Genomic DNA, 25,002 nt, shown 5'->3' on the forward strand with positions numbered 1-25,002 from the left:
TGTTGTTCTCGGGATGGAACGCACCGTGGTCGCGGCGGTTCCGGATTCAGCCCCGTTCGGCGACCGGGCGCAGCGCCGGATCGAGCGCGATGCGCTCGTCGAACACGAAGCAGGCGCCCTCGTAGCCGGCGCCGCCGACTTCCTCGAAGTAGCCCAGGATGCCGCCGTCGAGCTGCCAGACATGCTCGAAGCCGTTCGCCTGCATCCACAGGGCGGCCTTTTCGCAACGGATGCCGCCGGTGCAGAAGCTGACCACGGTCGCGTCGGCCAGCGACTCGCGCTCGGCCGCGAGCGCATCGGGCAGGTCGGTGAAGCGGTCGATCGGCAGGGCGAGGGCGCCTTCGAAGGTGCCGTGGCGCACTTCCTCGCGGTTGCGCGTGTCGAGCAGCACCAGCCGGCGGCCGTCGTCGTCCGCGCCGCGCTCGATCCAGCGCGCCAGGGTGGCCGGCGCGACGGCCGGCGCGCGTTCGGCCTCCGGCGTCGTCTGCGGCTGCCGGAAGCGGATGATCTCGCGCTTGCGGCGCACCTTCAGGCGCGCGAACGGCACGTTCTCGCTGCGGCTGGCCTTCACGCGGATCCCGGCGAAGCGCGTATCGCCGCGCAGCGCCGCCAGGAATGCGTCGATCGCCTCGTCCGGCCCGGCGAGGAACAGGTTGATGCCTTCCTCGGCGACCAGCACGGTACCGCGCAGCCCGCCGCTCTCCGCCGCCTCGCGCAGGCGCACGACGAGCGCATCGGCGTCGTCGATCGGCACGAAGTGGTAGGCGGCGATGTTGAGGATCATGGGAGGAGGGAGCGGGCTCGGGCAAAGCGTTTCAATGGATGCCCGCGTTCGCGGGCATGACGTCGACAAGAGTTCCAGCGGTTGCCTTTACGAAACGCGGAAACACGTTCCCCGAAGCCGTGCTTCAAGTGAAAAGTGCGGCCATGGATGGCCGCTTCTGGATCATCCGAAAGGCATCGCGCGACATGACGTCACGACCAACCCAGACCGTAGCGATCACGGACGATCGCAAAGGCTACAGCGACAGCGTACGGCCACCGTCCACCGGCACATTGATGCCGTTGACGTACGCCGCCGCCGGCGTGGCGAGGAACGCGATCACGTTGCCGATCTCGCTGGCCTTGGCGAAGCGGCCGAGCGGGACGGTCGCCAGCATCGCCTGCTCGATCTCGGCGCCGTTCTTGCCGGTCGCGCGCGTGCGCTCGGTGAGGATCTGCTCGAGGCGCTGCGTCTGCGTGTAGCCGGGCAGCACGTTGTTGACGGTGATGCCCTGCGCGCCGAGTTCGCCGGCGAGGGTCTTGGCCCAGCTCGCGACCGCGCCGCGGATCGTGTTGGACACGCCGAGGTTCCGGATCGGCTCCTTCACCGAGGTCGAGATCACGTTGACGATGCGGCCGTAGCCGGACGCCTTCATGCCCGGCAGCACGGCCTGCAGCAGGACCTGCGCGGCGACCAGGTGCTGGTCGAACGCGCTGCGGTAGTCGTCGGCCGCGGCGGTGTTGGCCGGGCCGCCCGGCGGGCCGCCGCTGTTGTTGACCAGGATCTGGATCGGCTGCGCGTTGGCGATCGCCTCGACCTTCGCGCGCAGTTCGGCGTGGTCGAGCATGTTGACCGCGACGGTGGCGTGCTGCTGCGCCGCGTGCGTCTTCGGCAGCGCCGCCAGCGCGGTCGCCAGCGCCTCGCGCGAGCGCGCCAGCAGGGTCACGTCGGCGCCGAGCGCGGCCAGCTCGACCGCCGCGGCGCGGCCGATGCCTTGCGAGCCGCCGCAGACGAGCGCGTGTTTGCCGGTGAGGTCGAGGTTCATGGGGTGTGCCGTTCTGCGGAGAAGAAAGAAGTTTGAAACACCAAGGACACGGGGAAAAGATCAGGCGTCGTATCGGAGTTCGATGAAAGAGCTTCCTCGCAGAGGCGCAGAGAACGCGGAGAAGAGCGCAAGCAAATCTCCCTCTGCGTTCTCTGCGCCTCTGCGAGAGAGCTTTCCCGTCGGCGCCGAGCTCGCCTCGCGATCAATGCCGCGGCGGCAGCTTCTGCACCATGCGCTTGAGCAGGTCCTCGTCGCTGTCGCCGGACGGCGGCTCGACGCTGTCGAGATCGAAGCCGAGCACGGCGGCGTCATCCTCGTCGAGGCCGTCGAAGGCGCGGAACTCGGCGTCGAGCAGGGCCATGCGCGCGGCGGTCTCGTCGTCGTAGCGCAGCACGCGGCCGTCGTTGTCGAGGACTTCGGCGATGCCGGAGTCGAGCACGCTCAGGCGCGCCCAGATCAGCGTGTCGCCGAGCGCGGCCAGCCACCACTGCGCGTTCATGCGCCGATCCCGCCGGAAGCCAGCAGCTTGACCACCACCGCGCTGACCGTGCCGATCGCGATGCCCCAGGCGCCGATGCTGCCGAGCAGGGCGAGCGCGTTGAGGCCGCGGTCGCGCAGCCGGCGCCAGCCGGCGCCCAGGTACCAGCCGAAGGCGCGCGGCGCGAACAGGAAACCGCCCAGGCGCGCGTGTTCGGCCGGGTGGTGGTCGCGCAGGTGCACGGCCACCAGCATCCAGGCAATGATGTAGGTGGTCAGGCCGGCGACGGCGACGCCGAGCCCGCCGGTGAAGATGAACTGGTGCCAGGCGGAAGCGTTCATCAGAACTCCGCCGAGCCCGGCGCGCGCGGATACGGGATTGCGTCGCGGATGTTGCCCAGGCCGCAGACGTACACGACCAGGCGCTCGAAGCCGAGGCCGAAGCCGGCGTGCGGCACCGTGCCGTAGCGGCGGAAATCGCGATACCACTGGTAGTGCGCGGGATCCAGGCCGAACTGCGCCATGCGGCGGTCGAGCACGTCCAGGCGTTCCTCGCGCTGCGAGCCGCCGACGATCTCGCCGATGCCGGGCGCGAGCACGTCCATCGCGGCGACGGTGCGGCCGTCGTCGTTCAGGCGCATGTAGAACGCCTTGATCTTCTCCGGGTAGTTGGTCACCACGACCGGACGGCCGACGTGCTCCTCGGTCAGGAAGCGTTCGTGCTCGGTCTGCAGGTCCGCGCCCCATTCCACGGCGTACTCGAACTTCCTGCCGGATTTCTTCAGGATCTCGACCGCGTCGGTGTACTCGATGCGCTCGAACGGCGCTTCGACGAAGGCTTCCAGGCGCGACACCGCGGTCTTCTCGACGCGGTCGGCGAAGAAGGCCATGTCGTCGGCGCGCTCGGCGAGCACCGCCTTGAACACGTACTTGAGCAGTTCCTCGGCGACGCGCGCGTCCTCCGCGAGGTCGGCGAAGGCGATCTCCGGCTCGATCATCCAGAACTCGGCCAGGTGGCGCGTGGTGTGCGAGTTCTCGGCGCGGAAGGTCGGGCCGAAGGTGTAGACCTTGCTGAGCGCGAGGCAGTAGGCCTCGACGTTGAGCTGGCCGGACACGGTGAGGAAGGTTTCCTTGCCGAAGAAGTCGCGCGAGAAGTCGATCGCGCCCTTGTCGGTGCGCGGCAGATTCATCAGGTCCAGCGTGGAGACGCGGAACATCTGGCCGGCGCCCTCGGCGTCGGAGGTGGTGATGATCGGCGTGTTGACCCAGAAATAGCCGCGCTCGTGGAAGAAGCGGTGCACGGCGTTGGCGAGCGTATGGCGCACGCGCGTCACGGCGCCGAACAGGTTCGTGCGCGGACGCAGGTGCGCCACTTCGCGCAGGAACTCCGGCGAATGCGGCTTGGGCTGGATCGGGTAGGTTTCCGGATCGTCGACCCAGCCGAGCACCTCGACGCGGCTGGCCTGCAGCTCGAACGACTGGCCCTTGCCCTGCGAGGCGACCAGTTCGCCCTCGGCGGCCAGCGCGCAGCCGGAGGTCAGGTGCAGGATCTCGTTCTCGTAGTTGGGCAGCGTGTTCGGCGCGACGACCTGGATCGCATCGAAGCAGGAGCCGTCGCTGAGATTGACGAACGACAGACCCGCCTTCGAATCGCGCCGCGTGCGGACCCAGCCGCGCACGAGCACGCGCGTGCCCGCCGCGACCGCGCCGGACAGCGCGTGCTTGACGTCAATGGTTTCCACGGTGTCGGCCGCCGCCATCGCTTGAAACTCCTGGAATGGGCGCCCACGTTCGGCGGGCACGGAAAGACCTTCGATGATAGCGGAATGTTCCGGCGGCGAAGGCGCCGTCGCGCGCAAGGCGCTACAATCGGTCGCATCCCGGTTTTTCCAGTCTCCAACATCCGATCCCGGCTCTCCCGATGGCCATCCAGCTCACCTCCGCCGCCCGCCAGCGCATGCAGGACTTCCTCGCCAGGGAGCCCTCCGCGGTCGGCGTGCGCTTCGGCATCAAGCGCACCGGGTGCTCGGGCTTCGGCTACACGGTCGATATCGCGAACGTGGTTGCCGAGAACGACCAGGTGTTCGAGCAGGACGGCCTGCAGATCCTGGTCGATCGCAAGGCGCTGCCGTTCGTCGACGGCACCGAGATCGATTTCCAGCGGCAGGGGCTCAACGCGAGCTTCGTGTTCCGCAACCCGAACGCGACCGGCGAGTGCGGTTGCGGCGAGAGCTTCACCGTCGACGCGGCCGGCTGAGCCGCGACCGTGACCCTTCCGGTTCCCACGGACGGCGCCAGGCCGCCGTCGCCGCGGCCCGCCGCCTCCGAGATGGCCCTGCAGGACATGCTGCCGCACGTGCTGCGCCTGTTCCGCCGCGAGCCGGCGCTGGCGATCACGCTGGGCTACCTGCTGCTGGTGATGGCCGGCATCTTCTACAACGCCCGCTTTTTCGGGCAGTTCGGCATTCCCGTGCTGACCCTGTCGCAGATCAGCGACTTCCTGATCGCCGGCATCCAGCAGCCGATCGCGATCCTGCTGGTGCTGTCGACCCTGCCGCTGTGCTGGCTGTTCGACCTCGCCAACCGGCGCTACGTGCGCCGCCGTGTCCGTACCATCGAGCGGCTGCGCGCGATGGCGGCGCCGGCCGGATGGCAGCGCCTGCACCTGTGGCGGCTGGAATGGCGCGACCGGCAGGTCTGGATCATGCCGCTGAGCTACCTCGCCGTGGTGGTCCTGTACGGCTGGGCATTCGTGGCCTTGTACGCGGACTACCGCGTGCATCGCGTGCGCGAGGGCGACGCGGCCCAGGTGCGCGTCTGGCTGGGCGGCGGCGAGGCCGGCTTCAAGCCGGAGCAGGCGCAGGCCTGGACCTACCTCGGCGCGGTCGCCAACTACGTCTTCGTCTACGACCATGCGGCCGGCCGGTCGGTGATCCTGCCGGTCGAGAACATCGAGCGCATCGAGCCGGTGAAATCGGCCCAGCCCGTGGGATTGGCCGCGCGACTTGCGCCAAAGCCCTGATTCCACTAGTATCCGCGCCCCTTTCGTCGACTGGGGCGGTGCGTCCACGAGCGCACTTCCCGATTAGGAGCGAAAGGCCTTGCCTCACCGCGCCGCGGGAGGCTGTCGGGCGGAATCCTCCGCCGCGATACCCACAAGGAGTTTCCATGCGTCATTACGAAGTCGTGTTTCTGGTCCACCCTGACCAGAGCGAGCAGGTGCCCGCGATGATCGAGCGTTACAAGACGCTGATCGAAAACGACGGCGGCAAGGTGCACCGCCTCGAAGACTGGGGCCGCCGCCAGCTGGCCTATCCGATCCAGCACCTGGCCAAGGCGCACTACGTGCTGCTGAACATCGAATGCAGCGCGGCCGTGCTGGCCGAGCTGGAGTCCGGTTTCCGCTTCAACGACGCGGTGCTGCGCCACCTGATCGTCAAGCGCGAGACGGCGGTGACGGAGATGTCGCCGATCATGAAGAACAAGGACGACAAGGGCGGCCGTCGCCGCGACGACGAAGGCTTCGGCTTCGGCGATTCCGACGACGAACCGCGTCCGCGCCGCGAGCGCGCTCCGCGCGAGGAAGCGGCCGCCGAACCGGCCGCCGAGTAAGCGTCCGCCCCAGTCCAAGGAGAAATCACCATGTCCAAGTTCTTCCGCCGCAAGAAGTTCTGCCGTTTCACCGCCGAAGGCGCGACCGATATCGATTACAAGGATCTCAACCTCCTGCGCCAGTACATCAGCGAGACCGGCAAGATCGTGCCGAGCCGCATCACGGGCACCAAGGCGCGCTACCAGCGCATGCTGGGCACCGCCGTCGAGCACGCGCGCTTCCTCGCGCTGCTGCCCTACAGCGACGCGCACTGACCCATCCCGCCGTCGTCCGGGCCCGCGCCGGGACGACGGCCACGCATTCGGACAGCGCAAGCTGCGCCGGACATTCCGACGCTAACGAATAGGAAATCCCATGGAACTGATTCTTCTGCAGAAAGTGAAGAACCTCGGCGCCCTCGGCGACAAGGTCAAGGTGAAGCCGGGTTACGGCCGCAACTACCTCGTGCCGCAGGGCAAGGCGACCGCCGCCACGCCGACCAACATCGCCGAGTTCGAGCAGCGCCGCGCCGAGTACGAGGCGCGCGCCAACCAGCAGCTCTCCGGCGCCGAAGCGCGCAAGGCGCAGTTCGAGAACCTGTCGGTCACGATCAAGGCGAACGCGAGCCCGGAAGGCAAGCTGTTCGGCTCGGTCGGCCCGCGCGACATCGCCGACGCGTTCACCGCCGCCGGCGCCGCGCTCGACAAGAGCGAGGTCGTGATGTCCGAAGGCCCGCTGCGCCACATCGGCGAGTTCGAGGTGCAGGTGCACCTGCACGCCGACGTCAACACGACGGTCAAGGTCGTCGTCGCCAACGACGACTGATCGGCTGCGGCATCGCTGCGAAGACAAGGGCGCCTGCGGGCGCCCTTGTCGTTTCCGCTCTCCACGTCGGAGCGGCGGAAAGAACCGGCAACGTCAAAGACCCGAACACGAAGGGCAAGAAGAAAGGGCGGAAGGCTTTCCGGTTCTTTTCCCGGCGCGCGGTTCGGCTCGGGGTTCCTGGTTTCGATGAGTGCCGCGACGGCGACGGCCTGAACCAAGGAGCGCACGCGCAATGCGAAGAAGGCGGAAAAGCCGCTTTTCCTTCGTGTTCTTCGTGTTCTTCGTGCGCTTCGTGTTTCGATCTTTCGCCTTCCCCCGAGCAAAGCACACAGGTTTTCCACAGGGTTATTGTCTCGACAGCTGAGACCCGCCCGCGGATGATGCACGGCCGAACTTCCGTCCGCTTCGTCATGGTCCAGACCGAACGCAAACCCGCCTCCAACATCGAAGCGCTGCGCGTTCCGCCGCATTCGATCGAGGCCGAGCAGGCCGTGCTCGGCGGGTTGATGCTCGCGCCCGAGTCCTGGGACCGCGTCGCCGACCGCCTGGTCGAGGACGATTTCTACCGGCGCGACCACCGCCTGATCTTCCGCGCGATCGGCGACCTGTCGAACAAGGGCATGCCCTACGACGCGGTCACGCTGGGCGAGTGGTTCCACTCGCAGAACCTCTCCGAACTGGTCGGCGGCGCCGGCTACGTCATCGAGCTGGCGAACTCCACGCCGAGCGCGGCGAACATCACCGCCTACGCGGACATCGTGCGCGAGAAGTCCGTGCTGCGTCAGCTGATCGACGCCGGCACCGAGATCGCCGGCGATGCGTTCCAGCCGGAAGGGCGCTCCAGCCAGGAGCTGCTGGAGACCGCCGAGCAGAAGGTGTTCCACATCGCCGAGGCCGGCGCGCGCGGGCGCAAGGGTTTCGTCTCGATGCGCTCGGCGGTCAAGGAAGCGTTCCAGATCCTGCACCACCGCTACGAGAACCGCGGCGCGGTCACCGGCCTGCCGACTGGCTTCATCGACCTGGACGAGATGACCGCCGGCCTGCAGCCGTCGGACCTGATCATCGTCGCGGCGCGCCCGTCGATGGGCAAGACCGCGTTCTCGGTCAATATGGCCGAGAACGCGGCGATGCGGACCAAGAAGGCGGTGGCGATCTTCTCGATGGAAATGTCGGCCTCGCAGCTGGCGTTCCGACTCATCTCCTCGATGGGGCGCATCGACGCGCGGCACCTGCGCACCGGCGACCTCGCCGAGGAGGAATGGCCGCGCGTGACCAACGCCATCACCTTGCTGAGCGAAGCGAAGATCTTCATCGACGACACGCCGGCGCTGAGCCCGAGCGAGCTGCGCGCGCGCGCGCGCCGGCTCAAGCGCGAGCACGACCTCGGCCTGATCGTGATCGACTACCTGCAGCTGATGCAGGTGCCCGGAACCAAGGAGAATCGCGCCACCGAAATTTCAGAAATCTCGCGCAGCCTGAAGGCGCTCGCGAAGGAACTGAACATCCCGGTGATCGCCCTGTCCCAGCTCAACCGCTCGCTCGAACAGCGCACCGACAAGCGCCCGGTGATGGCCGACCTGCGCGAATCGGGCGCCATCGAGCAGGACGCAGACGTCATCATGTTCATCTACCGTGACGAGTACTACAACCCGGAATCGGGCGAGAAGGGCGTGGCGGAAATCATCATCGGCAAGCAGCGAAACGGCCCGACCGGCGCCGTGAAGCTGGCCTTCCTCGGCCAGTACACGAAGTTCGAGAACCTGGCCAGCGACAGCTACGTGGGGTCGTTCGAGTGAAAGCCGGGAATCGGGAATCGGGAATGGAGAATCGGAAAGAACGACCACGTGCGTGCAATCGCGCCGACGGCAAGCGCCCGCCCGCTCTTCGATTCCCGATTCCCGATTCCCGACTCCCGGCTCTCGGCTGATGCGCGCCACCTGCGCCACGATCCACCTCGGCGCCCTGCGCGAGAACCTGCGCCGCGTGCGCGAGCTCGCGCCCGGGGCGAAGGTCATGGCAGTGGTCAAGGCCGACGGCTACGGCCACGGGCTCGAGCGCGTGGCGAGGGCGCTGGAAGGGGCCGACGCGTTCGGCGTCGCCTCGATCGCCGACGGCCAGCGCCTGCGCGCCGCCGGGGCTTCGCAGCGCGTCGTCGTGCTGTCCGGCCCGGACGAGGCCGGCGACCTCGCCGAGCTGCGGCGGCTCAAGCTCGACGCGGTCATCCATCACGAGACGCAGATCGAACTGCTGGCGGCCGACGCCGATCCGCGGCCGCTGCGCGTCTGGCTCAAGCTCGACACCGGCATGCACCGCCTGGGCTTCGCGCCCGAGCGCGCGCGCGACGTGCACGCGCGCCTGCGCGCGCTGCCCAGCGTCGACCGCGACATCTCGCTGATGACGCATTTCGCCAATTCCGACGTGTTCGACGACGCCCTGACCACGCACCAGATCGAACGCTTCGAACGCAGCGTGTCCGGCCTCGACGGCGAACGTTCGCTGTCGAACTCGGCCGGCATCCTCGGCTGGCCCGAGGCGCAGGGGCAGTGGGTGCGCGCCGGCGGCGCGCTCTACGGCATCTCGGTCGTCGCCGGCAAGATCGGCGCCGATTTCGGCTTCCGTCCCGCGATGACCCTGTCGACGCGCCTGATCGCGATCAATCGCGTGCGCCGCGGCGAGCGGGTCGGCTACGCGGCGACCTGGGAGGCGCCGGAGGACATGGCGGTCGGCGTCGCCGCGATCGGCTACGGCGACGGCTACCCGCGCCACGCCGACTTCGGCACGCCGGTGCTCGTCGCCGGCACGCGCGCCAGCCTGATCGGGCGCGTGTCGATGGACCTGGTCACGGTCGACCTGCGCGAGGTGCCGTCGGCGAAGATCGGCGATCCGGTCGTGCTGTGGGGCCGCGGACTGGCGGTGGAGGAGATCGCCGAGCACGCCGACACGATCGGCTACGAGCTCACCTGCGGCGTGACGCGGCGCGTGCGCTTCGTCGAGGACGAAAGCTGAACGCGCGTCGTCCGTTCGCGTCCGGTCCCCGCCGAACCCTGCGGTAGTATCGACGGGCGACGGCCCGCCGGGTCGCGCGCGGAGGCGGGCGATGGGGCACGATTCCGAAACACGAGCGATACCGCCCCGGCGAGCGGCCGGTGCGGCGCGCGCGGGCGCGCCGTTCGACGGTGGGCGCGGTCGCGCGGCGGCGGCGAGTCTCGCCTCGATCGTTCCCGGCCTGCGCCTGCTGACCGGCCTTGCGATCGCGACGATCCTGATCGCCGCGCTGTACTTCGGGCGCTCGCTGCTGATTCCGCTCGCGCTGGCCGCGTTGCTCGGCTTCCTGCTCGATCCGCCGGTGCGCCTGCTCTGCCGCTGGGGCCTGCCGCGCGTGCTGTCGGTGTGCCTGGTCGTGCTGTTCGCGGTCGGCGTCCTGGTCGGCGTCGGGGTCTACGTGACGACCCAGCTCACCGCGCTCAGCCGGGACCTGCCGACCTACCAGAGCACGATCCGCGACAAGCTGCATGCGCTGCGCGAGACGGCGACGCGGCCGGGCGCGTGGGAAGGCGCGCTGAAGACGCTGCAGACGATGCAGAAGGAAATCGACACCACGCAGGCGCAGGCCGGCAAGCCGGCCGCCAGCGCGCAGAAGGTCGAGATCGTCGGGCCTGAGTCGCGTCCGACGCGCGTGGTGCTGGACTGGCTCGGCCGCGTCAGCGAGCCGGTGGCGACCGCCGGCATCGCGCTGCTGTTCGTGATCCTGATGCTGATGGACCGCCGCGACCTGCGCGATCGCCTGCTGCGCCTGGCCGGCGGCGACCTGCACACGGCGACCGACGCGATGGACGAGGCGTCCGGGCGCATCGGCCGTTACCTGCGCATGCAGTTCCTCATCAACGCCGGCTACGCGGTGCCGATGGGGCTGGGGCTGTGGTGGATCGGCGTGCCCGCCGCCGCGCTGTGGGGTTTCGTCGCCGCGGTCATGCGCTTCGTGCCGTACGTCGGCCCGATCGTTTCGGCGGTGTTCCCGATCGCGCTGGCGTTCGCGGTGTCGCCGGACTGGAGCATGGTGCTGTGGACCATCGGCCTGATCCTCGCGCTGGAGGTGCTGTGCGGCAACCTCGTCGAGCCGTGGCTGTACGGTTCGAGCACCGGCCTCAGCGCGATGTCGATCATCGTCGCGGCGATGTTCTGGACCGCGTTGTGGGGGCCGCTCGGCCTGATCCTGTCCACGCCGCTGACCGTATGCCTGCTGGTGATCGGCCGCTACCTGCCGTCGCTGCATTTCCTCGAGGTGCTGCTCGGCAGCGAGAGTGCGCTGGCGCCGCCGCAGCGCCTGTACCAGCGCCTGCTCGCCGGCGACGTGGAGGAGGCGCTCGACCTCGCCGACGAGATCGTCGAGGAGCGCCGCGTGTCGAAGAACGGCGACGGCAGCGCCGACGCGCTGGCCGGCTTCTACGGCGAGGTCGCCGTGCCGATGCTGCGCCTGGCGACCACCCATCACGCCGACGTGGCCAGCGCCGAGCATCGCCTGCGCCTGGCCACCGGCACGGCCGAGCTCGTCGAGGAACTGCGCGAGCAGTATCCGCCTGTGCCGTCCATGCAGGAGGACGCGCCGCGCGTGCTCTGCCTCGGCGCGCGCTGGGAAGTCGACGTGCTCGCCGCCGCGATGGTCGCGCACGCGCTGGAGCTGCGCGGGCTTCGCGCGCACGCGGCCGCGCAGGCGCTTCCTTCGACGACTGCCTTCGAGCTGCCGGCGGACGGACGTCCCGGAATCGTCTGCCTGTCGGTGTTCGGCACCCAGCCGCAGGCGCGCGTGCGCCTGATCGCGCGGCGCCTGCGCCGGCGGCTGCCGGACGTGCGCATCCTGGTCGCCGCCTGGAGCGCTTCCTCCGACCTGCTCGACGTCGACGCGCCGCGCCGCCTCGGCGTCGACGCGATCGTCGCCGACCTCGGCAGCCTGCTGCTGCACGTGGACCACCTGTCGGTGCGCGGCGGCAACGGTCCCGGCGCCGCGCCCATCCCGCCCGACGACGCCGCCCGCGTGCACGCCCTGCACCGCAGCGGCGCGCTGTCGCCGGCGCACGCGGCGCTCTACGAGGAGACGATCCGCCGCGTCGCCAACGCGTTCGACGCGAAGTACGCCGAGATCTCCTGGGTCGACGCGGAACGCGTGCTCAAGCCGGCGAGCGCGCTCGCCGCTGCGAACCAAGGCGTGCCGCGCGAGCTGTCGGCCTGCGCCCACGTCGTCGGCACGAACGCCGCCGTCGTCGTGGCCGATCTCGCGCGCGACCCGCGCTTCGCCGGCAATCCGCTGTTCGGCGAGCACGGCATCCGCTTCTACGCCGGCACGCCGATCCGCGACCGCGACGGCCGCGCGCTCGGCGCGCTGTGCATCCTGGACGCCGCGCCGCGCGAGATGAAGCCGGCCGACCTGGAACTGCTGGCGCAGATGGCCGACGAGCTGATGCGGCGCGTGCAGGAGCGTGCCGGGGACGCCGCGCCGGCCTGATCCGCGGCCGCGGTCTCGCTTCCTGCGACGTGCTGACGCGACGCTGCGCGCATACTGGCGCGGCCGCCTCGCCTGCGCCGATCACGGGTAAGATTTTCACGAACGTCCGGCGCGGCGGGCCGGGCGAAAGGAACGCTCCGCCGGCCGGCGGCGGCGTGCAGAACGGAGTTCCGATGGCCAAAGCGAAAACCGCCTACGTCTGCAGCGAATGCGGCGCCGAGCATTCCAAGTGGCAGGGCCAGTGCGTGGAGTGCGGCGCCTGGAACACGCTGGCCGAGTTCGTCGTGCAGCCGGCGGCGAAGTCGGCCGCCGCCGCGCGCACCGGCTATGCCGGCGCCGGCGGAGCGGCGAAGGTCACGCGGCTGGCGACGGTCGCCGCCGAGGCCGAGCAGCGCAGCGCAACCGGCATCGGCGAACTCGACCGCGTGCTCGGCGGCGGACTGGTGGCAGGTTCGGTGGTGCTGATCGGCGGCGATCCGGGCATCGGCAAGTCGACCCTGCTGCTGCAGATGCTCGGCACGATCGGGCAGCGCGTGCGCGGCCTGTACGTGACGGGCGAGGAATCGCTGGCGCAGGTCGCCGCGCGCGGACAGCGCCTGGGCATCGCGCTGGACGGGCTCGAAGCGCTCGCCGAAACGTCGATCGAGCGCATCCTCGCCGAGGCGGTGCAGGCCAGGCCCGAGGTGCTGATCGTCGATTCGATCCAGACGATCTGGACCGAGCTGCTCACCGCCGCGCCCGGCTCGGTCTCGCAGGTGCGCGAATCGGCCGCGCGGCTGGTGCGCTTCGCCAAGGAAAGCGGCACCAGCGTGTTCCTGGTCGGCCACGTGACCAAGGAAGGCGGCATCGCCGGACCGCGCGTGCTCGAGCACATGGTCGATGCGGTGCTGTACTTCGAGGGCGAGTCCGGCTCGCGCTTCCGCGTGCTGCGCGCGTTCAAGAACCGCTTCGGCGCGGTCAACGAGCTGGGCGTGTTCGCGATGGGCGACAAGGGCCTGCGCGAGGTGCCCAATCCGTCGGCGATCTTCCTGTCGGCGCACGCGCAGCCGACTTCGGGCAGCGCGGTCATGGTCACGCGCGAGGGCACGCGTCCGCTGCTGGTGGAGGTGCAGGCGCTGGTCGACCAGAGTTCGCTCGGCAATCCGCGCCGCGTCGCGATCGGCCTGGAGCAGAACCGGCTGGCGATGCTGCTCGCCGTGCTGCACCGGCACGGCGGTGCGGCCGTCTACGACCAGGACGTGTTCGTCAACGTCGTCGGCGGCATCCGCGTGCAGGAGACCGCGGCCGACCTGCCGGTGCTGCTGGCGGTGCTGTCGAGCTTCCGCGACCGGCCGCTGCCGGACAAGACCGTCGCATTCGGCGAGGTCGGCCTGTCCGGCGAGATCCGCCCGGTGCCGAACGGCGAGGAGCGCCTGAAGGAAGCCGCCACGCACGGTTTCCGCCGCGCGATCGTGCCGAAGGCGAACGCGCCGAAGAAGGCGCGCATCGGCGAGCTGGAGATCGTCGCGGTCGAACGCCTGGGCGAGGCGCTCGCCGCCGCCGCGGAAGGATAAGTGACAAAGTGGGATAAGCACCAAAGTATAGAAATGCGCAACGCGTCATCGTTCCCCGTGCGACCGGCGGCTAGGCTTGGACGCGTCAGGGGAGGGCAGGGACGATGCGCATTCTCTTTTTGTGTACCCGGCACAACAGCCTGTCGCAGCGGCTGCAGGTGGAGCTGGAGGACGGCGGACACGAGATCGTCGTCGCCGAGGCCGCGTCCGGCGAGGAGATGGAGATCGCCGCGCAGGAGGCCTATCCGGACCTGATCGTCGCGCCGATGCTCAAGCGCGCGATCCCCGAATCGGTGTGGACGCGCTGGACCAGCCTGATCGTGCATCCGGGCATCCCCGGCGACCGCGGGCCGTCCGCACTCGACTGGTCGATCCTCGACGGCGCCGAACGCTGGGGCGTGACCGTGCTCGAGGCGCGCGCCGAACTCGACGGAGGGCCGGTCTGGGCCAGTGCCGGGTTCCCGATGCGCGGCGACAGCAAGAGCGCCCTGTACCGGCGCGAGACGACGCAGGCGGCGGTCGATGCGGTATTGCGCGCGATCGCCGCGTTCGAGCGCGGCGAAAACCCGCCGCCGCTCGCGCCGGCCGCGCTGGCAGGCCGCGAGCGGCCGGCATGCCGGCAGAGCGACCGGCGCTTCGACTGGCAGGAACCCACCGCCGATATCCTGGCGCGCATCCGCTCCGGCGACAGCGCGCCGGGCACGCTGGCGCGGGTCGCCGGCCAGTCGATGCACGTCTTCGGCGCGCACAAGGAGCGCGGCCTGCGCGGCGAGCCCGGCACGCTGCTGGCGCGCCGCGACGGTGCGGTCTGCATCGCCACCGGCGACGGCGCGCTCTGGCTCAGCCATCTGCGCCTCAAGGACGGCATCAAGCTGCCGGCGGTGCAGGTGCTCGGCGCCGTCGCCGAGGCACTGCCCGAATCGTCGCTGCCGCCGCAGGTCGAGCCGGCCTACGCGACGTTCCAGGACATCCGCTATCGCGAGCGCGGCCGCTTCGGCCTGCTGCATTTCGATTTTCTCAACGGCGCGATGAGCACGGCGAACTGCGAGCGCCTGCTGGCCGCCTATCGCCACGCGCTGCAGCGTCCCACGCGGGCGATCGTGCTGTGCGGCGGCGGCGATTTCTGGTCGAACGGCATCGACCTCAACGCGATCGAGGCGGCGGCCGATCCGGCCGAGGAATCCTGGCGCAACATCCTGGCGATGAACGCGCTGGTGCGGGCCATCGCCACGACGCAGGACAAGCTGGTGGTCTGCGCGCTGCAGGGCAACGCCGGCGCCGGCGGCGTCACGCTGGCGCTCGCCGCCGATCGTGTGTACGCGCGCAGCGGCATCGTGCTGAACCCGCACTACAAGCGCATGGGCGGCCTGTACGGTTCGGAGTTCTGGACCTACCTGCTGCCGCGCCGCGTCGGCGAAGCCACCGCGCGGCACCTCATGGACGCTCTGCAGCCGGTCGGCACCGCGCGCGCCGCGCGCATCGGCCTGATCGATGCGGCGCTGGACGGCGACGACCTGCCGGCCCGCGTCATGCGCATCGTCGAGCCCGAGCTCGGCTTCCTGCGCCATCGCGCCCTGCTGGCGAAGAAGGCGCTGCTGCGCGAACAGGACGAACGCCGCAAGCCGCTCGACCGCTACGCCGAGGAGGAGCTGGCCGAGATGCGCCGCAACTTCTTCGGTCCGGATCGCAGCTACCACGAGGCACGCCGGCGCTTCGTGCGCAAGCTCTGCGCCGAGCCGGTGTGCGCGGCGCCGATGTCGCAGGCGCTGGCCTGAGGCCGCCCCGTCCGGCTAGGTGTCCCCGTCCCGGAACCTGGCGACGAGCACGGCCACGCCGACGATGACGGCCGTCCAGAACATCCAGCTCACGCCCGCATCGGACAGCAGCCAGTTGCCGATCTCCGGCAGCGAGCAGCGGCGGTATTCGTCCCACTCGAACAGGTCGTGGCCGCAGTCCTTGCTCATCCGGTGGAGCGCGAGAATCGCCAGCAGCACGACGACGAAGACGGCTCCGCCGATCCGGTAGCGCCGGGCGATGCGCTCCTGCTCCTTGCGGCGCTCGTGCCGGAGCCGCTCGTACAGGTCCATCAGGCGGTCCGGTGCAGCACCACTTCGAGCACGAACTTGGAGCCGAAGAACGCCAGCAGCAGGATCGTCATGCCGATCAGCGTCAGGTTCACCGCACGGCGCCCGCGCCAGCCGTAGCGCCAGCGGCCGAGCAGCAGCGCGCCGAACACGAACCAGGCAACGATCGACAGCGCGGTCTTGTGTACCAGGTGCTGGCCGAACAGATCGGCCACGAACAGGATGCCGCTGAGCAGGGTCAGCGTGAGCAGCACGAAGCCGGCGCCGATCAGGCGGAACAGCAGGGTCTCGGTCAGGGTCAGCGGCGGCAGCGCGCGCAGCCACGGACCGAACTGGCGATGACGCAGCGCGCGTTCCTGCAGCGCCAGCAGGATTGCCAGCGCCGCGGCGATCGACAGCACGCCGAAGGCGAGCAGCGCGACGGTCACGTGCAGCTTGATCTGCCAGTCCATCTCCAGCGGCGTCGTGCGCGGCGAGGCGAACATGTCGATCGCCAGCAGCGCGGCGGCGAGCGGAAACACGATGACGCCGAGCGCGGCGACCGGGCGCGTCAGGTTCACGATCAGGGTCAGCGCGGCGACCACGCCGGCGACCAGCGACAGGGCGGCGAAGAAGTGCAGGTCCAGTGCGCCCGGATGCATGCCGAACAGCACGCCGGCGTGCGCGATGACGGCGGCCGCGGCGATGCCGTCGGCGCTGCGGTTCAGCGGCTCGCCGCCGCCGAGCAACGGCCGCGCGAGCAGGCCCGCCGCGACGAGATAGAGCGCGATCGCGAGCAGGGCGAGGAGGGGGATCAGCATGCGGCCAGTGTCGCATGACCGACGGTAATTAAGAATCGGTCGCAAGTCGGCGCGCGGCGCGGCGCGGCGCGTGCTCCCGCCGCAGTCCCGGCGCCCGATTCCCGATACAATTCCGCGCTTTCCCGCCGCATCGGTCCGCCCATGTTCGAGTCGCTCAGCCAACGCCTGTCCGCCACCGTCCAGCGCCTGCGCGGCAAGGGGCGGCTGACCGAGGCGAACATCCGTGAAAGCCTGCGCGAGGTGCGCATCGCGCTGCTTGAGGCCGACGTGGCGCTGCCGGTGGTGCAGGCGCTGATCCAGCGCGTGCAGGTCAAGGCGCTGGGCCAGGAAGTGCTGCGCAGCCTGACCCCGGGCCAGGCGCTGGTGAAGGTGGTGCGCGACGAGCTGACCGCGGTCATGGGCAGCGCCAACAGCGACCTCAACCTCGCCGCGGCGCCGCCGGCGGTGGTGCTGATGGCCGGCCTGCAAGGCGCCGGCAAGACCACCACCGTGGCCAAGCTCGCACGCCTGCTGAAGGAGCGCCGCAAGAAGAAGGTCATGGTGGTCAGCTGCGACGTCTATCGTCCGGCCGCGATCGAGCAGCTGCGCACGCTGGCGGAGCAGGTCGACGTGCTGTTCCATCCGTCCAGCGGCGGGCAGGACCCGGTCGCGATCGCCGCCGGTGCGCTGGACGCGGCGAAGAAGAACTTCGCCGACGTGCTGCTCGTCGACACTGCCGGCCGCCTGCACGTCGACGCCGAGATGATGGCGGAGATCAAGGCGCTGCACGCGGCGCTCAATCCGGTCGAGACGCTGTTCGTGGTCGATTCGATGACCGGCCAGGACGCGGCGAACACGGCGAAGGCATTTTCCGAGGCGCTGCCGCTGACCGGCGTGGTGCTGACCAAGACCGACGGCGACGCGCGCGGCGGCGCGGCGCTGTCGGTGCGCTACGTCACCGGCCGCCCGATCAAGTTCATCGGCGTCAGCGAGAAGCCGGACGGGCTGGAACCGTTCCATCCGGACCGCATCGCGCAGCGCATCCTCGGCATGGGCGACGTGCTGTCGCTGGTCGAGCAGGTCGAACAGAGCGTCGACCAGGAGAAGCAGCGCAAGCTGGCCGAGAAGGTCATCAAGGGCAAGCGCTTCGACCTCAACGACATGAAGGACCAGCTCGAGCAGATGGTCAACATGGGCGGCATGTCGTCGCTGATCGAGAAGCTGCCGGGCGTGTCGAACCTGCCCGACAACGTGAAGTCGAAGGTCAACGATCGCGAGGTGCACCGCATGATCGCGATCATCGGCTCGATGACGAAGAAGGAGCGCCGTCATCCGGACCTGCTGAACGGCTCGCGCCGCGCGCGCATCGCGCGTGGATCGGGGATGCAGCCGGCCGACGTCAATCGCCTGCTCAAGCAGTACCAGCAGATGGAAAAGATGATGTCCAAGCTCGGCAGCGGCGGGCTGAAGGGCCTGATGCGGCAGATGTCCGGTGCGATGAAAGGCATGGGCGGCGGCGGGTTCATGCCTCCGCGCTGAGGCCTAACCCCGCGCAGGACTTTATTTTTCCCGCGAATCCGCTAGAATGCCCGGCTCCCTCGGGGGCGGCCAGCCGATTCGCTGCGCCCAACTAGAAAATCCTAGAGAATTCAGAGAGCTACGATGGTCAAGATTCGCCTTTCCCGTGGCGGCGCGAAGAAGCGTCCGTTCTATCACATCGTCGTGACCGACGGACGCAGCGCGCGTGACGGTCGCAACCTCGAGCGCGTCGGCTATTTCAATCCGATCGCCGCGGGCAAGGAAGTGCGTCTGGAGCTCGACACCGCCAAGGTCAAGGCCTGGGTGGAGAAGGGCGCGCAGATGACCGACAAGGTGAAGGCGCTGTACAAGGAAGCCGGCAAGCAGACCGCTGTCGCTGCCTGATGGCGTCCGGCGGGGCAGGCGAAAGACTCGTCCTGCTCGGCCGTGTGGTCGGGGTTCACGGAGTACGCGGCGAGCTGAAGCTCGAGTCGTACACCGAGCCGAGAACGCAGATCTTCCGCTACCAGCCGTGGCGGATCCGCTCCGCGGCCGGCGAGAAGACGATCGAAGGCTGCCGTGGGCGCGCCCAGGGCAAGGGCATCGTCGCCGAAATACCCGGCATCGCCGACCGCGATGCGGCGGCGGCGCTGGTCGGTACGGAAATCTGGGTGGCGCGCTCGGTCCTGCCGGCGACGAAGCCCGGTGAGTATTACTGGTCCGATCTCGAAGGACTCGCGGTCGTGACCGTGGACAACGTGTCGCTCGGCCGCGTCTCGCATCTGATCGCGACCGGCGCGAACGACGTGATGATCGTGCGGGACGGTGAACGCGAACGCTTGATTCCGTTCCTGCCCGGGCACTTCGTCACCGAGGTGGATCTCGACGCCGGCCGCGTGACCGTCGACTGGGACCCGGATTTCTAGTTTTTCCGGGCTGCTGAATTGGAAAGCGCGGGACAGGACGACCGCTCTGGATTGCGTGCTCGAGGACGAGCACACGAATACATGCGTATCGATGTCATCACGCTGTTCCCGGACTTCATCGAGAGCAGCACCAAGATCGGCGTGGTCGGGCGCGCGCGCGAGCGAGGCCTGATCGAGATCGCGACCTGGAATCCGCGCGATTTCGCCAGCGACAACTACCGTTCGGCCGATGATCGGCCGTACGGCGGCGGTCCCGGCATGGTGATGATGATCGACCCGCTGCGCCGTGCGCTGGCTGCGATTCGCGCCGCGAACGGAGCAGGGGAGCAGGACGCCGAGGCGCGAGCCGGGGCGAAGGTGATCTACCTGAGTCCGCAGGGATCGCGGCTCGACCAGGCCAAGGTGGCGGAACTCGCGCGGCGCGATCATCTGATCCTGCTGAGCGGACGCTACGAAGGCGTGGACGAGAGATTCCTGCAGCACGCGGTGGCCGAGGAAATATCGATCGGCGACTACGTGCTGTCGGGCGGCGAACTGGCGGCGGCGGTGTTGATCGACGCCGTCGGTCGCCTGCAGGAAGGTGCGTTGAACGACGCCGAATCGGCCGCGCAGGACTCGTTCTCGAACGGCCTGCTCGACTGCCCGCACTACACGCGCCCCGAGCGCGACGAGTGGGGGGAGGTGCCGGCGGTGCTGAAGTCGGGCGATCACGCGGCGATCCGCCGCTGGCGCCTGAAGCAGTCGCTGGGGCGGACCTGGCTGCGCCGGCCGGATCTTCTGGAGCGGCTGGAGCTGGACAAGAAAACACGTGCGCTGCTGGTCGAGTTCCAGCACGAGCATGCGCAGGGACGGACGACGTCGGACGCTGACGTCGAATCGAAATAACAGAGTCACATTATTCGGTGAGTGTCATGAGCAACCTGATCCAGCAATTCGAAGCCGCCCAGATGACCCGCACGCTGCCGGAGTTCAGCCCGGGCGATACGGTCATCGTCAACGTCAAGGTCAAGGAAGGCAATCGCGAACGCGTGCAGGCCTACGAAGGCGTGGTCATCGCGCGCAAGAACGCGGGCCTGAACTCGGCCTTCACGGTGCGCAAGATTTCGCACGGTTTCGGCGTCGAGCGCGTGTTCCAGTCGCACAGCCCGACGATCGATTCGGTGGTCGTCAAGCGTCGCGGCAAGGTGCGCGGAGCCAAGCTGTACTACCTGCGCGGCCTCGAGGGCAAGGCGGCGCGTATCAAGGAAGATCTCAGCGCACACGCCAAGGGCTGAGTTCCCTTTGAAAAGCGCGGGCAGGATGCCCATTTCGAGAATGACCGCGCCGTAACCAGGCGGCGGTTCTTCGCGAGGCGGCGTTCCGGGCCGAACGCACATGCACATCCCTCTTGGAGCATCGAGTCGCGTCTTTGCTCCTCGTCAGAAGCGGCCATCGGCAACGATGGCCGCTTTTTTTTTGAAGGGAGACGGGAGATTGGGTTTAATGCAGGTGCGGGCGGGCTCTTTCCCCTCTTCCGCTTGCGGGAGAGGGCCGGAGTGGGGGCGGGTCGGAGTCGACGCTGCGTTTCCGGACGGCGCCATTCCCGCGCATCGCCTCTCAAAACCCGTCGATCTCCACGTTCCAGCGCTCCAGCGCGTCGAGCAGCGGAACCTGCGCCGGCGTCAGCGCGGGATCGGCGCGCAGGCGCGCGATCGTCGCGAGATAGTCCTCGCGCGTGAGCGCGGTCAGCGGCGTCGCGGTCTCGAGCCTGCGCCGGCGGAAATCCTCCCAGCGCACGCGCTCCTCGGCGCCCAGCGTGTCCGGCCAGTTGCGGGCGCGGTAGCGGAACAGCAGCTCGGCGTAGCGCGAGTCGCGGAACGGGACCACGCGTTCGCCGAGCTGCTCGGGCGGCGTTTCCCGCACCGTGCGCAGGAGCCGCTTGTCGGTGTCGGGCAGGAAGCCGTCGTACAGCGCGAGCTCCGGATCGACGGCCGCGCGCGCCTCTCCCCGCGAGAACACGCGATGCAGCTTGGCGAGCAGATCGCCGGCTCCCCGCAGGGTTTCCAGGTGCGCCAGCGCGCGCTGCGGATCCAGCCCGATGCGCGCGAGGTCGACGCCCTTCAGCGCGCTCATCGGCGCCAGGGCCGGCGAGCGGTTCGCATGGATCGTCTTCAGCGGGATCCGCTCCACGCCCTCGGGCAGGTCGGCGCGCGCGGTGAACACGCGATCGGCGATCTCGTCGGCGTCGAGTTCGATCAGCGGCGCCGGATCGGCGTCGAGGTCGTAGACGATCACGCCGTTCGGCTGGCTCGGATGCATCGCCAGCGGCGCGACCACGGCGAGACAGCCGCGACTGGCCGGATAGCGCGAGGACACGTGCAGCAGCGGGGTTCCGCGCGCGACGTCGAGCAGCTCGAACACGCGCTGCTTCCTGCGCAGCGCGAAATGGAACTCCCACAGCCGCGGCTGGCGCACGCGCAGCAGGCGCGCGAGGCCGAGCAGGGCCTCGACGTCGGAAACGGCGTCGTGCGCACGCGCCTGCGCGATGCGGTTGGCGGAGGCGAGGTCCTCCAGGCGGAAGCTCGGCGTGCCGTCCTCGCGCCGCGGCCATTCCACGCCGTCGGGGCGCAGGGCGTAGTACATGCGCGCGAGGTCGATCAGGTCCCAGCGCGAATTGCCGTCCTTCCACTCGCGCTCGTAGGGATCGTGGAAATTGCGGTAGAGCAGGTTGCGCGTGAACTCGTCGTCGAAGCGCAGCGAGTTGTAGCCGACGCTGCAGGTGCCCGGCTCGGCCATCTGTTCCTGCACCAGGGCCGCGAATTCGGCCTCGCGCACGCCCTCGCGCAGCATGCGCTGCGGCGTGATGCCGGTGATGAGGCAGGCCTCGGGATGCGGCAGCACGTCGGGCGCCGGCCGGCAGAAGATCGACAGCGGCTCGCCGACCGGCTCCAGCTCGAGCGTCGTGCGCAGCGCGGCGAACTGCGACGGGCGGTCGCGGCGTGGATCGGCGCCGGTGGTCTCGTAGTCGTGCCAGAGGAAGGTCTGCGTCATTGCGGCGAGGATAACGCAGGGTTCTCAATCCGCGCCCGCCCGCCTAAACTCGCCCAGGGTTTTCAGGGAGCAGGGCATGAGTTCGACGAGCGACGACCATCTGATCTGGATCGACCTGGAAATGACGGGTCTGGACCCCGACCACGATTCGATCCTCGAGATCGCGACGATCGTCACCGACAAGGAACTGAACCTGCTCGCCGAGGGCCCCGAGTTCGCGATCCGCCATCCGCTCGAACGGCTGGAGGCGATGGACGACTGGAACCGCAATCAGCACCGCAAGTCCGGACTGTGGCAGCGCGTGATCGATTCCGACATCGACCTCGCCACCGCCGAAGCGCTGACCGTGGAATTCCTGTGCCAGTGGGTGCCGGCCGGCAAGTCGCCGATGTGCGGCAATTCGATCTGCCAGGACCGCCGCTTCCTGCACCGCCTGATGCCGCGGCTGGAGCGCTACTTCCACTACCGCAACCTCGACGTCTCCACCATCAAAGAGCTGGCGCGGCGCTGGGCACCCGAGGTCAGCCGCGGCTTCTCGAAGGATTCCGCGCACACCGCGCTCAGCGACGTGCGCGACTCGATCGCCGAACTGCGCTACTACCGGCCGTTCATGGGAAGGCTGGCAGGAGCGTAGGCTGCGTCAGGCCTGCTTGTTGCGGCCCCTCATCACGCGCTGCTTCTCGCGGTTCCAGTCGCGCTCCTTGGCGGTGTCGCGCTTGTCGTGCTCCTGCTTGCCGCGCGCCAGGCCCAGATCGATCTTCACGCGGTTGGACTTCCAGTACAGCGACAGCGGAACCAGCGTGTAGCCCTTGCGCTCGATCGAGCCGATGAGCTTGTCGATCTCGGCGCGGTGCAGCAGCAGCTTGCGCGTGCGGCGGTCGTCGGCGACGACGTGGGTCGAGGCGGAGATCAGCGGCACGATCGAGGCGCCGAACAGGAAGATCTCCCCGCTGCGCACGATCGCGTAGGCGTCGCCGAGATTGACGCGACCCGCGCGCAGGCTCTTCACTTCCCAGCCTTCCAGCGCCACGCCGGCTTCGTAGTGCTCGTCGATGTGGTACTCGTGCCGCGCGCGCTTGTTCTGCGCGATCGTGCCGGTACCGCTTTTTTCCTTGGTCTTCTGCTTGGCCATGTCCACTACAATCCTGTCACTACGATGATCCAGATCCGCCGCCACGCCCTGGTCCGCCAAACGCCCGAACGGATGTTCGATCTCGTCAACGACGTCGAAGCATACCCGAGGCGGTTTCCGTGGTGCTCCGCCGCGCGCGTGCTCGAGCGCGAGGGCGACGCCGTGCTGGTGGCGCGGCTGGACCTGCGCTTCGCCGGCCTGACGCAGGGCTTCACGACACGCAACACGCTCGATCGCCCGCACCGTCTGCACCTCCACCTCGTCGACGGACCGCTGCGTTCGCTCGACGGCGAATGGACGTTCGCGCCGCTCGGCGAGGACGGCTGCAAGATCTCGCTGGCCCTGGACTTCGACTACAGCGGGCGCCTCGCCGGGGCCGCGCTGCGTCTGGGCTTCCAGGGCGTGGCGAACCGCATGGTCGACGATTTCTGCGCCGCCGCGGCGAAGGCCGATGCCTGACGCGGCGGCCGGCATCGCGGTCGAGGTCGCCTACGCCGAGCCGCAGCGGCAGTTCCTGCGCCGCGTCGAGCTGCCGGACGGTTCCACGGTCGCCGACGCCATCCTGGCTTCGGGAATCGAACGCGAGTTCGCCGTCGAGGTTGCCGCGCTCGCCGTCGGCATCTGGTCCAGGCCGGTCGCGCGCGAGACGCGCCTGCGCGACGGCGACCGCGTCGAGCTGTACCGTCCGTTGCAGGTGGATCCGAAGGAATCGCGCCGCCGGCGTGCGGCGACGCGGGCGAAGCCCTGAACGCCGGCCTCAGCTGCCCTGGCGCTTCTTCTTCTTGTCGTCTTCCGGCCGCTTCTCGTCCGGGTACTCGCGCTTGTACTTGCGCGCGTCCTTGACCAGCTGGTCCGGATCTTCCGGAAAGTAGTCGCCCTCGATCTTGACCAGGGCGTCGTCCTTGAAGTGCAGCGTGAGGTCCTTGGTTTCCATCTGGTTGCGGCCGCGGCGCATGGTCGAGACGTAGTCCCAGCGGTTCTGGTCGAACGGGCTGATCACCGACGGCGACCCCATCACCAGCAGCACCTGCCGCTTGGTCATACCTTCCTTGAGCGACTCGACCGTGGCCTTGTCGAACAGGTTGCCCTGCTGCGTGTCGACGCGATAGATCGGACTCCAGCCGCAGCCGGTCAACGGGACGAGGGCGAACAGGGCGAGCCAGGTGAGGCGCATGCGCAGGCGGTCCACGGGTCGGAAAAGAGCGGATGATACACTAGGGCCCTGAACGACAAGACGAACCGCGGGGAGGGCCCAGGAATGAAGGTGGAATCGACGGAACTGCGCAAGGCCGGCCTCAAGGTTACCCATCCGCGCATGCGGATCCTGGAGATCCTCGACAGCCAGGACGGCAAGCATTTCACCGCGGAAGACATCTACCGCGAGCTGCTCGACCGCCACGACGACATCGGCCTGGCCACGGTCTACCGCGTGCTGACGCAGTTCGAGGCCGCGGGCATGGTGCTCAAGCACAATTTCGAAGGCGGCCAGGCCGTCTACGAACTCGATCGCGGCAAGCACCACGACCACATGGTCGACATCGAATCGGGCAAGGTCATCGAGTTCTCCAGCGAGGAGATCGAGCGCCTGCAGCACGAGATCGCCGAGAAGCACGGCTACGTCATCGAGGACCACAGCCTCGTGCTGTACGTGCGTCCGGCGAAGCGCAAGTAGCGCATGCGCGCGGCGCTGCTGCTGCTCGTCGGTCTCGTCGCCTGCGCCGCCACCAGACCCGCCCGGAGCCGGCCCGGAACGTCCGGTTCGTCGGCAACAGCGTGAT

Annotated in this window: 29 protein-coding genes; 19 read left to right on the plus strand and 10 right to left on the minus strand. The window is 69.0% G+C overall.

Annotated elements, in window-relative coordinates:
- Window positions 1-46: 46 nt before the first annotated feature.
- The 5 genes from ACFO6Q_RS12555 to asnS all read right to left on the minus strand — a co-directional run bounded on the left by ACFO6Q_RS12555 (window position 47) and on the right by asnS (window position 4,045).
- Complete coding sequence (locus ACFO6Q_RS12555; protein WP_380021445.1) at window positions 47-784, minus strand: sulfurtransferase; 738 nt, start codon at window positions 782-784, stop codon at window positions 47-49.
- Between the two features lie 235 nt (window positions 785-1,019).
- Window positions 1,020-1,808: an SDR family oxidoreductase gene (locus ACFO6Q_RS12560; RefSeq protein WP_380021446.1), complete on the minus strand. Its 789-nt coding sequence runs from the start codon at window positions 1,806-1,808 to the stop codon at window positions 1,020-1,022.
- 202 nt (window positions 1,809-2,010) lie between these two features.
- Complete coding sequence (locus tag ACFO6Q_RS12565; protein WP_380021447.1) at window positions 2,011-2,307, minus strand: hypothetical protein; 297 nt, start codon at window positions 2,305-2,307, stop codon at window positions 2,011-2,013.
- Window positions 2,304-2,627 (minus strand): hypothetical protein, encoded by a 324-nt coding sequence (locus ACFO6Q_RS12570; RefSeq protein ID WP_380021448.1) that lies wholly within the window; start codon window positions 2,625-2,627, stop codon window positions 2,304-2,306. The genes ACFO6Q_RS12565 and ACFO6Q_RS12570 overlap by 4 nt, the downstream gene beginning before the upstream one ends.
- Entirely contained in the window at window positions 2,627-4,045 is a 1,419-nt protein-coding gene (gene asnS / locus ACFO6Q_RS12575) for an asparagine--tRNA ligase (RefSeq protein WP_380021449.1), read from the minus strand. Before asnS ends, ACFO6Q_RS12570 begins: the two co-directional genes overlap by 1 nt.
- A gap of 161 nt (window positions 4,046-4,206) precedes the next feature.
- On the opposite strand from asnS, the gene ACFO6Q_RS12580 reads away from it, so the two are divergent.
- The 10 genes from ACFO6Q_RS12580 (at window position 4,207) to ACFO6Q_RS12625 (ending at window position 15,530) form a co-directional block, all read left to right on the plus strand.
- Window positions 4,207-4,542, plus strand: coding sequence for a HesB/IscA family protein (locus tag ACFO6Q_RS12580; RefSeq protein WP_380021450.1), 336 nt, complete (start codon window positions 4,207-4,209; stop codon window positions 4,540-4,542).
- Window positions 4,543-4,551: 9 nt separating this feature from the next.
- Window positions 4,552-5,307, plus strand: coding sequence for a hypothetical protein (locus ACFO6Q_RS12585; protein ID WP_380021451.1), 756 nt, complete (start codon window positions 4,552-4,554; stop codon window positions 5,305-5,307).
- 146 nt (window positions 5,308-5,453) lie between these two features.
- Window positions 5,454-5,897 (plus strand): 30S ribosomal protein S6, encoded by a 444-nt coding sequence (gene rpsF, locus ACFO6Q_RS12590; protein ID WP_380021452.1) that lies wholly within the window; start codon window positions 5,454-5,456, stop codon window positions 5,895-5,897.
- Between the two features lie 30 nt (window positions 5,898-5,927).
- The gene (rpsR, locus tag ACFO6Q_RS12595) at window positions 5,928-6,152 is read left to right on the plus strand and encodes a 30S ribosomal protein S18 (protein WP_380021453.1); all 225 of its coding nucleotides are present in this window, start codon (window positions 5,928-5,930) and stop codon (window positions 6,150-6,152) included.
- A 100-nt stretch (window positions 6,153-6,252) separates the two neighbouring features.
- Complete coding sequence (gene rplI / locus ACFO6Q_RS12600) at window positions 6,253-6,702, plus strand: 50S ribosomal protein L9 (protein WP_380021454.1); 450 nt, start codon at window positions 6,253-6,255, stop codon at window positions 6,700-6,702.
- 410 nt (window positions 6,703-7,112) lie between these two features.
- Window positions 7,113-8,498 (plus strand): replicative DNA helicase, encoded by a 1,386-nt coding sequence (locus tag ACFO6Q_RS12605; protein WP_380021455.1) that lies wholly within the window; start codon window positions 7,113-7,115, stop codon window positions 8,496-8,498.
- A gap of 130 nt (window positions 8,499-8,628) precedes the next feature.
- Window positions 8,629-9,708 (plus strand): alanine racemase, encoded by a 1,080-nt coding sequence (gene alr / locus ACFO6Q_RS12610; RefSeq protein WP_380021456.1) that lies wholly within the window; start codon window positions 8,629-8,631, stop codon window positions 9,706-9,708.
- A 91-nt stretch (window positions 9,709-9,799) separates the two neighbouring features.
- Window positions 9,800-12,202: an AI-2E family transporter gene (locus ACFO6Q_RS12615; protein ID WP_380021457.1), complete on the plus strand. Its 2,403-nt coding sequence runs from the start codon at window positions 9,800-9,802 to the stop codon at window positions 12,200-12,202.
- Window positions 12,203-12,375: 173 nt separating this feature from the next.
- Window positions 12,376-13,755 (plus strand): DNA repair protein RadA, encoded by a 1,380-nt coding sequence (gene radA / locus ACFO6Q_RS12620; RefSeq protein WP_380021458.1) that lies wholly within the window; start codon window positions 12,376-12,378, stop codon window positions 13,753-13,755.
- Window positions 13,756-13,859: 104 nt separating this feature from the next.
- Window positions 13,860-15,530 (plus strand): hydrogenase maturation protein, encoded by a 1,671-nt coding sequence (locus ACFO6Q_RS12625; protein ID WP_380021459.1) that lies wholly within the window; start codon window positions 13,860-13,862, stop codon window positions 15,528-15,530.
- Between the two features lie 15 nt (window positions 15,531-15,545).
- On the opposite strand, the gene ACFO6Q_RS12630 is transcribed toward ACFO6Q_RS12625, so the two are convergent.
- Both ACFO6Q_RS12630 and ACFO6Q_RS12635 read right to left on the minus strand, forming a co-directional pair.
- Complete coding sequence (locus ACFO6Q_RS12630) at window positions 15,546-15,842, minus strand: hypothetical protein (protein ID WP_380021460.1); 297 nt, start codon at window positions 15,840-15,842, stop codon at window positions 15,546-15,548.
- Window positions 15,842-16,639, minus strand: coding sequence for a cytochrome C assembly family protein (locus ACFO6Q_RS12635; RefSeq protein WP_380021461.1), 798 nt, complete (start codon window positions 16,637-16,639; stop codon window positions 15,842-15,844). The genes ACFO6Q_RS12630 and ACFO6Q_RS12635 overlap by 1 nt, the downstream gene beginning before the upstream one ends.
- 141 nt (window positions 16,640-16,780) lie before the next feature.
- On the opposite strand from ACFO6Q_RS12635, the gene ffh reads away from it, so the two are divergent.
- The 5 genes from ffh (at window position 16,781) to rplS (ending at window position 20,336) form a co-directional block, all read left to right on the plus strand.
- A complete protein-coding gene (gene ffh / locus ACFO6Q_RS12640; RefSeq protein ID WP_380021462.1) occupies window positions 16,781-18,157 on the plus strand; it encodes a signal recognition particle protein in 1,377 nt (458 codons plus the stop codon).
- A gap of 123 nt (window positions 18,158-18,280) precedes the next feature.
- Window positions 18,281-18,541 (plus strand): 30S ribosomal protein S16, encoded by a 261-nt coding sequence (gene rpsP / locus ACFO6Q_RS12645; protein WP_380021463.1) that lies wholly within the window; start codon window positions 18,281-18,283, stop codon window positions 18,539-18,541.
- Entirely contained in the window at window positions 18,541-19,062 is a 522-nt protein-coding gene (gene rimM / locus ACFO6Q_RS12650; RefSeq protein ID WP_380021464.1) for a ribosome maturation factor RimM, read from the plus strand. Before rpsP ends, rimM begins: the two co-directional genes overlap by 1 nt.
- 81 nt (window positions 19,063-19,143) lie before the next feature.
- Entirely contained in the window at window positions 19,144-19,947 is an 804-nt protein-coding gene (gene trmD, locus ACFO6Q_RS12655; protein ID WP_380021465.1) for a tRNA (guanosine(37)-N1)-methyltransferase TrmD, read from the plus strand.
- A gap of 26 nt (window positions 19,948-19,973) precedes the next feature.
- On the plus strand, window positions 19,974-20,336 hold the full coding sequence (gene rplS / locus ACFO6Q_RS12660; RefSeq protein WP_380021466.1) for a 50S ribosomal protein L19: 363 nt from the start codon (window positions 19,974-19,976) through the stop codon (window positions 20,334-20,336).
- Window positions 20,337-20,658: 322 nt separating this feature from the next.
- Here rplS and sbcB read toward each other — a convergent pair whose 3' ends face one another.
- Entirely contained in the window at window positions 20,659-22,092 is a 1,434-nt protein-coding gene (gene sbcB / locus ACFO6Q_RS12665) for an exodeoxyribonuclease I (protein ID WP_380021467.1), read from the minus strand.
- A 76-nt stretch (window positions 22,093-22,168) separates the two neighbouring features.
- On the opposite strand from sbcB, the gene orn reads away from it, so the two are divergent.
- Window positions 22,169-22,726: an oligoribonuclease gene (orn, locus tag ACFO6Q_RS12670; protein ID WP_380021468.1), complete on the plus strand. Its 558-nt coding sequence runs from the start codon at window positions 22,169-22,171 to the stop codon at window positions 22,724-22,726.
- A gap of 6 nt (window positions 22,727-22,732) precedes the next feature.
- On the opposite strand, the gene smpB is transcribed toward orn, so the two are convergent.
- The gene (gene smpB / locus ACFO6Q_RS12675; RefSeq protein WP_380021469.1) at window positions 22,733-23,224 is read right to left on the minus strand and encodes an SsrA-binding protein SmpB; all 492 of its coding nucleotides are present in this window, start codon (window positions 23,222-23,224) and stop codon (window positions 22,733-22,735) included.
- A 24-nt stretch (window positions 23,225-23,248) separates the two neighbouring features.
- On the opposite strand from smpB, the gene ACFO6Q_RS12680 reads away from it, so the two are divergent.
- Window positions 23,249-23,683 (plus strand): type II toxin-antitoxin system RatA family toxin, encoded by a 435-nt coding sequence (locus tag ACFO6Q_RS12680; protein ID WP_380021470.1) that lies wholly within the window; start codon window positions 23,249-23,251, stop codon window positions 23,681-23,683.
- On the plus strand, window positions 23,676-23,972 hold the full coding sequence (locus ACFO6Q_RS12685; RefSeq protein WP_380021471.1) for an RnfH family protein: 297 nt from the start codon (window positions 23,676-23,678) through the stop codon (window positions 23,970-23,972). Before ACFO6Q_RS12680 ends, ACFO6Q_RS12685 begins: the two co-directional genes overlap by 8 nt.
- Before the next feature lie 9 nt (window positions 23,973-23,981).
- Here the strand turns inward: ACFO6Q_RS12685 and ACFO6Q_RS12690 are convergent, their stop codons facing one another.
- On the minus strand, window positions 23,982-24,398 hold the full coding sequence (locus ACFO6Q_RS12690; RefSeq protein WP_380021472.1) for an outer membrane protein assembly factor BamE: 417 nt from the start codon (window positions 24,396-24,398) through the stop codon (window positions 23,982-23,984).
- A gap of 84 nt (window positions 24,399-24,482) precedes the next feature.
- Here ACFO6Q_RS12690 and fur point away from each other — a divergent pair, with 84 nt between their 5' ends.
- Complete coding sequence (fur, locus tag ACFO6Q_RS12695; RefSeq protein ID WP_380021473.1) at window positions 24,483-24,896, plus strand: ferric iron uptake transcriptional regulator; 414 nt, start codon at window positions 24,483-24,485, stop codon at window positions 24,894-24,896.
- Window positions 24,897-25,002 lie beyond the last annotated feature (106 nt).

The organism is Dokdonella ginsengisoli (assembly GCF_042652785.1).
In the GTDB taxonomy this organism is placed as follows: Bacteria; Pseudomonadota; Gammaproteobacteria; order Xanthomonadales; family Rhodanobacteraceae; genus Dokdonella_A; species Dokdonella_A ginsengisoli.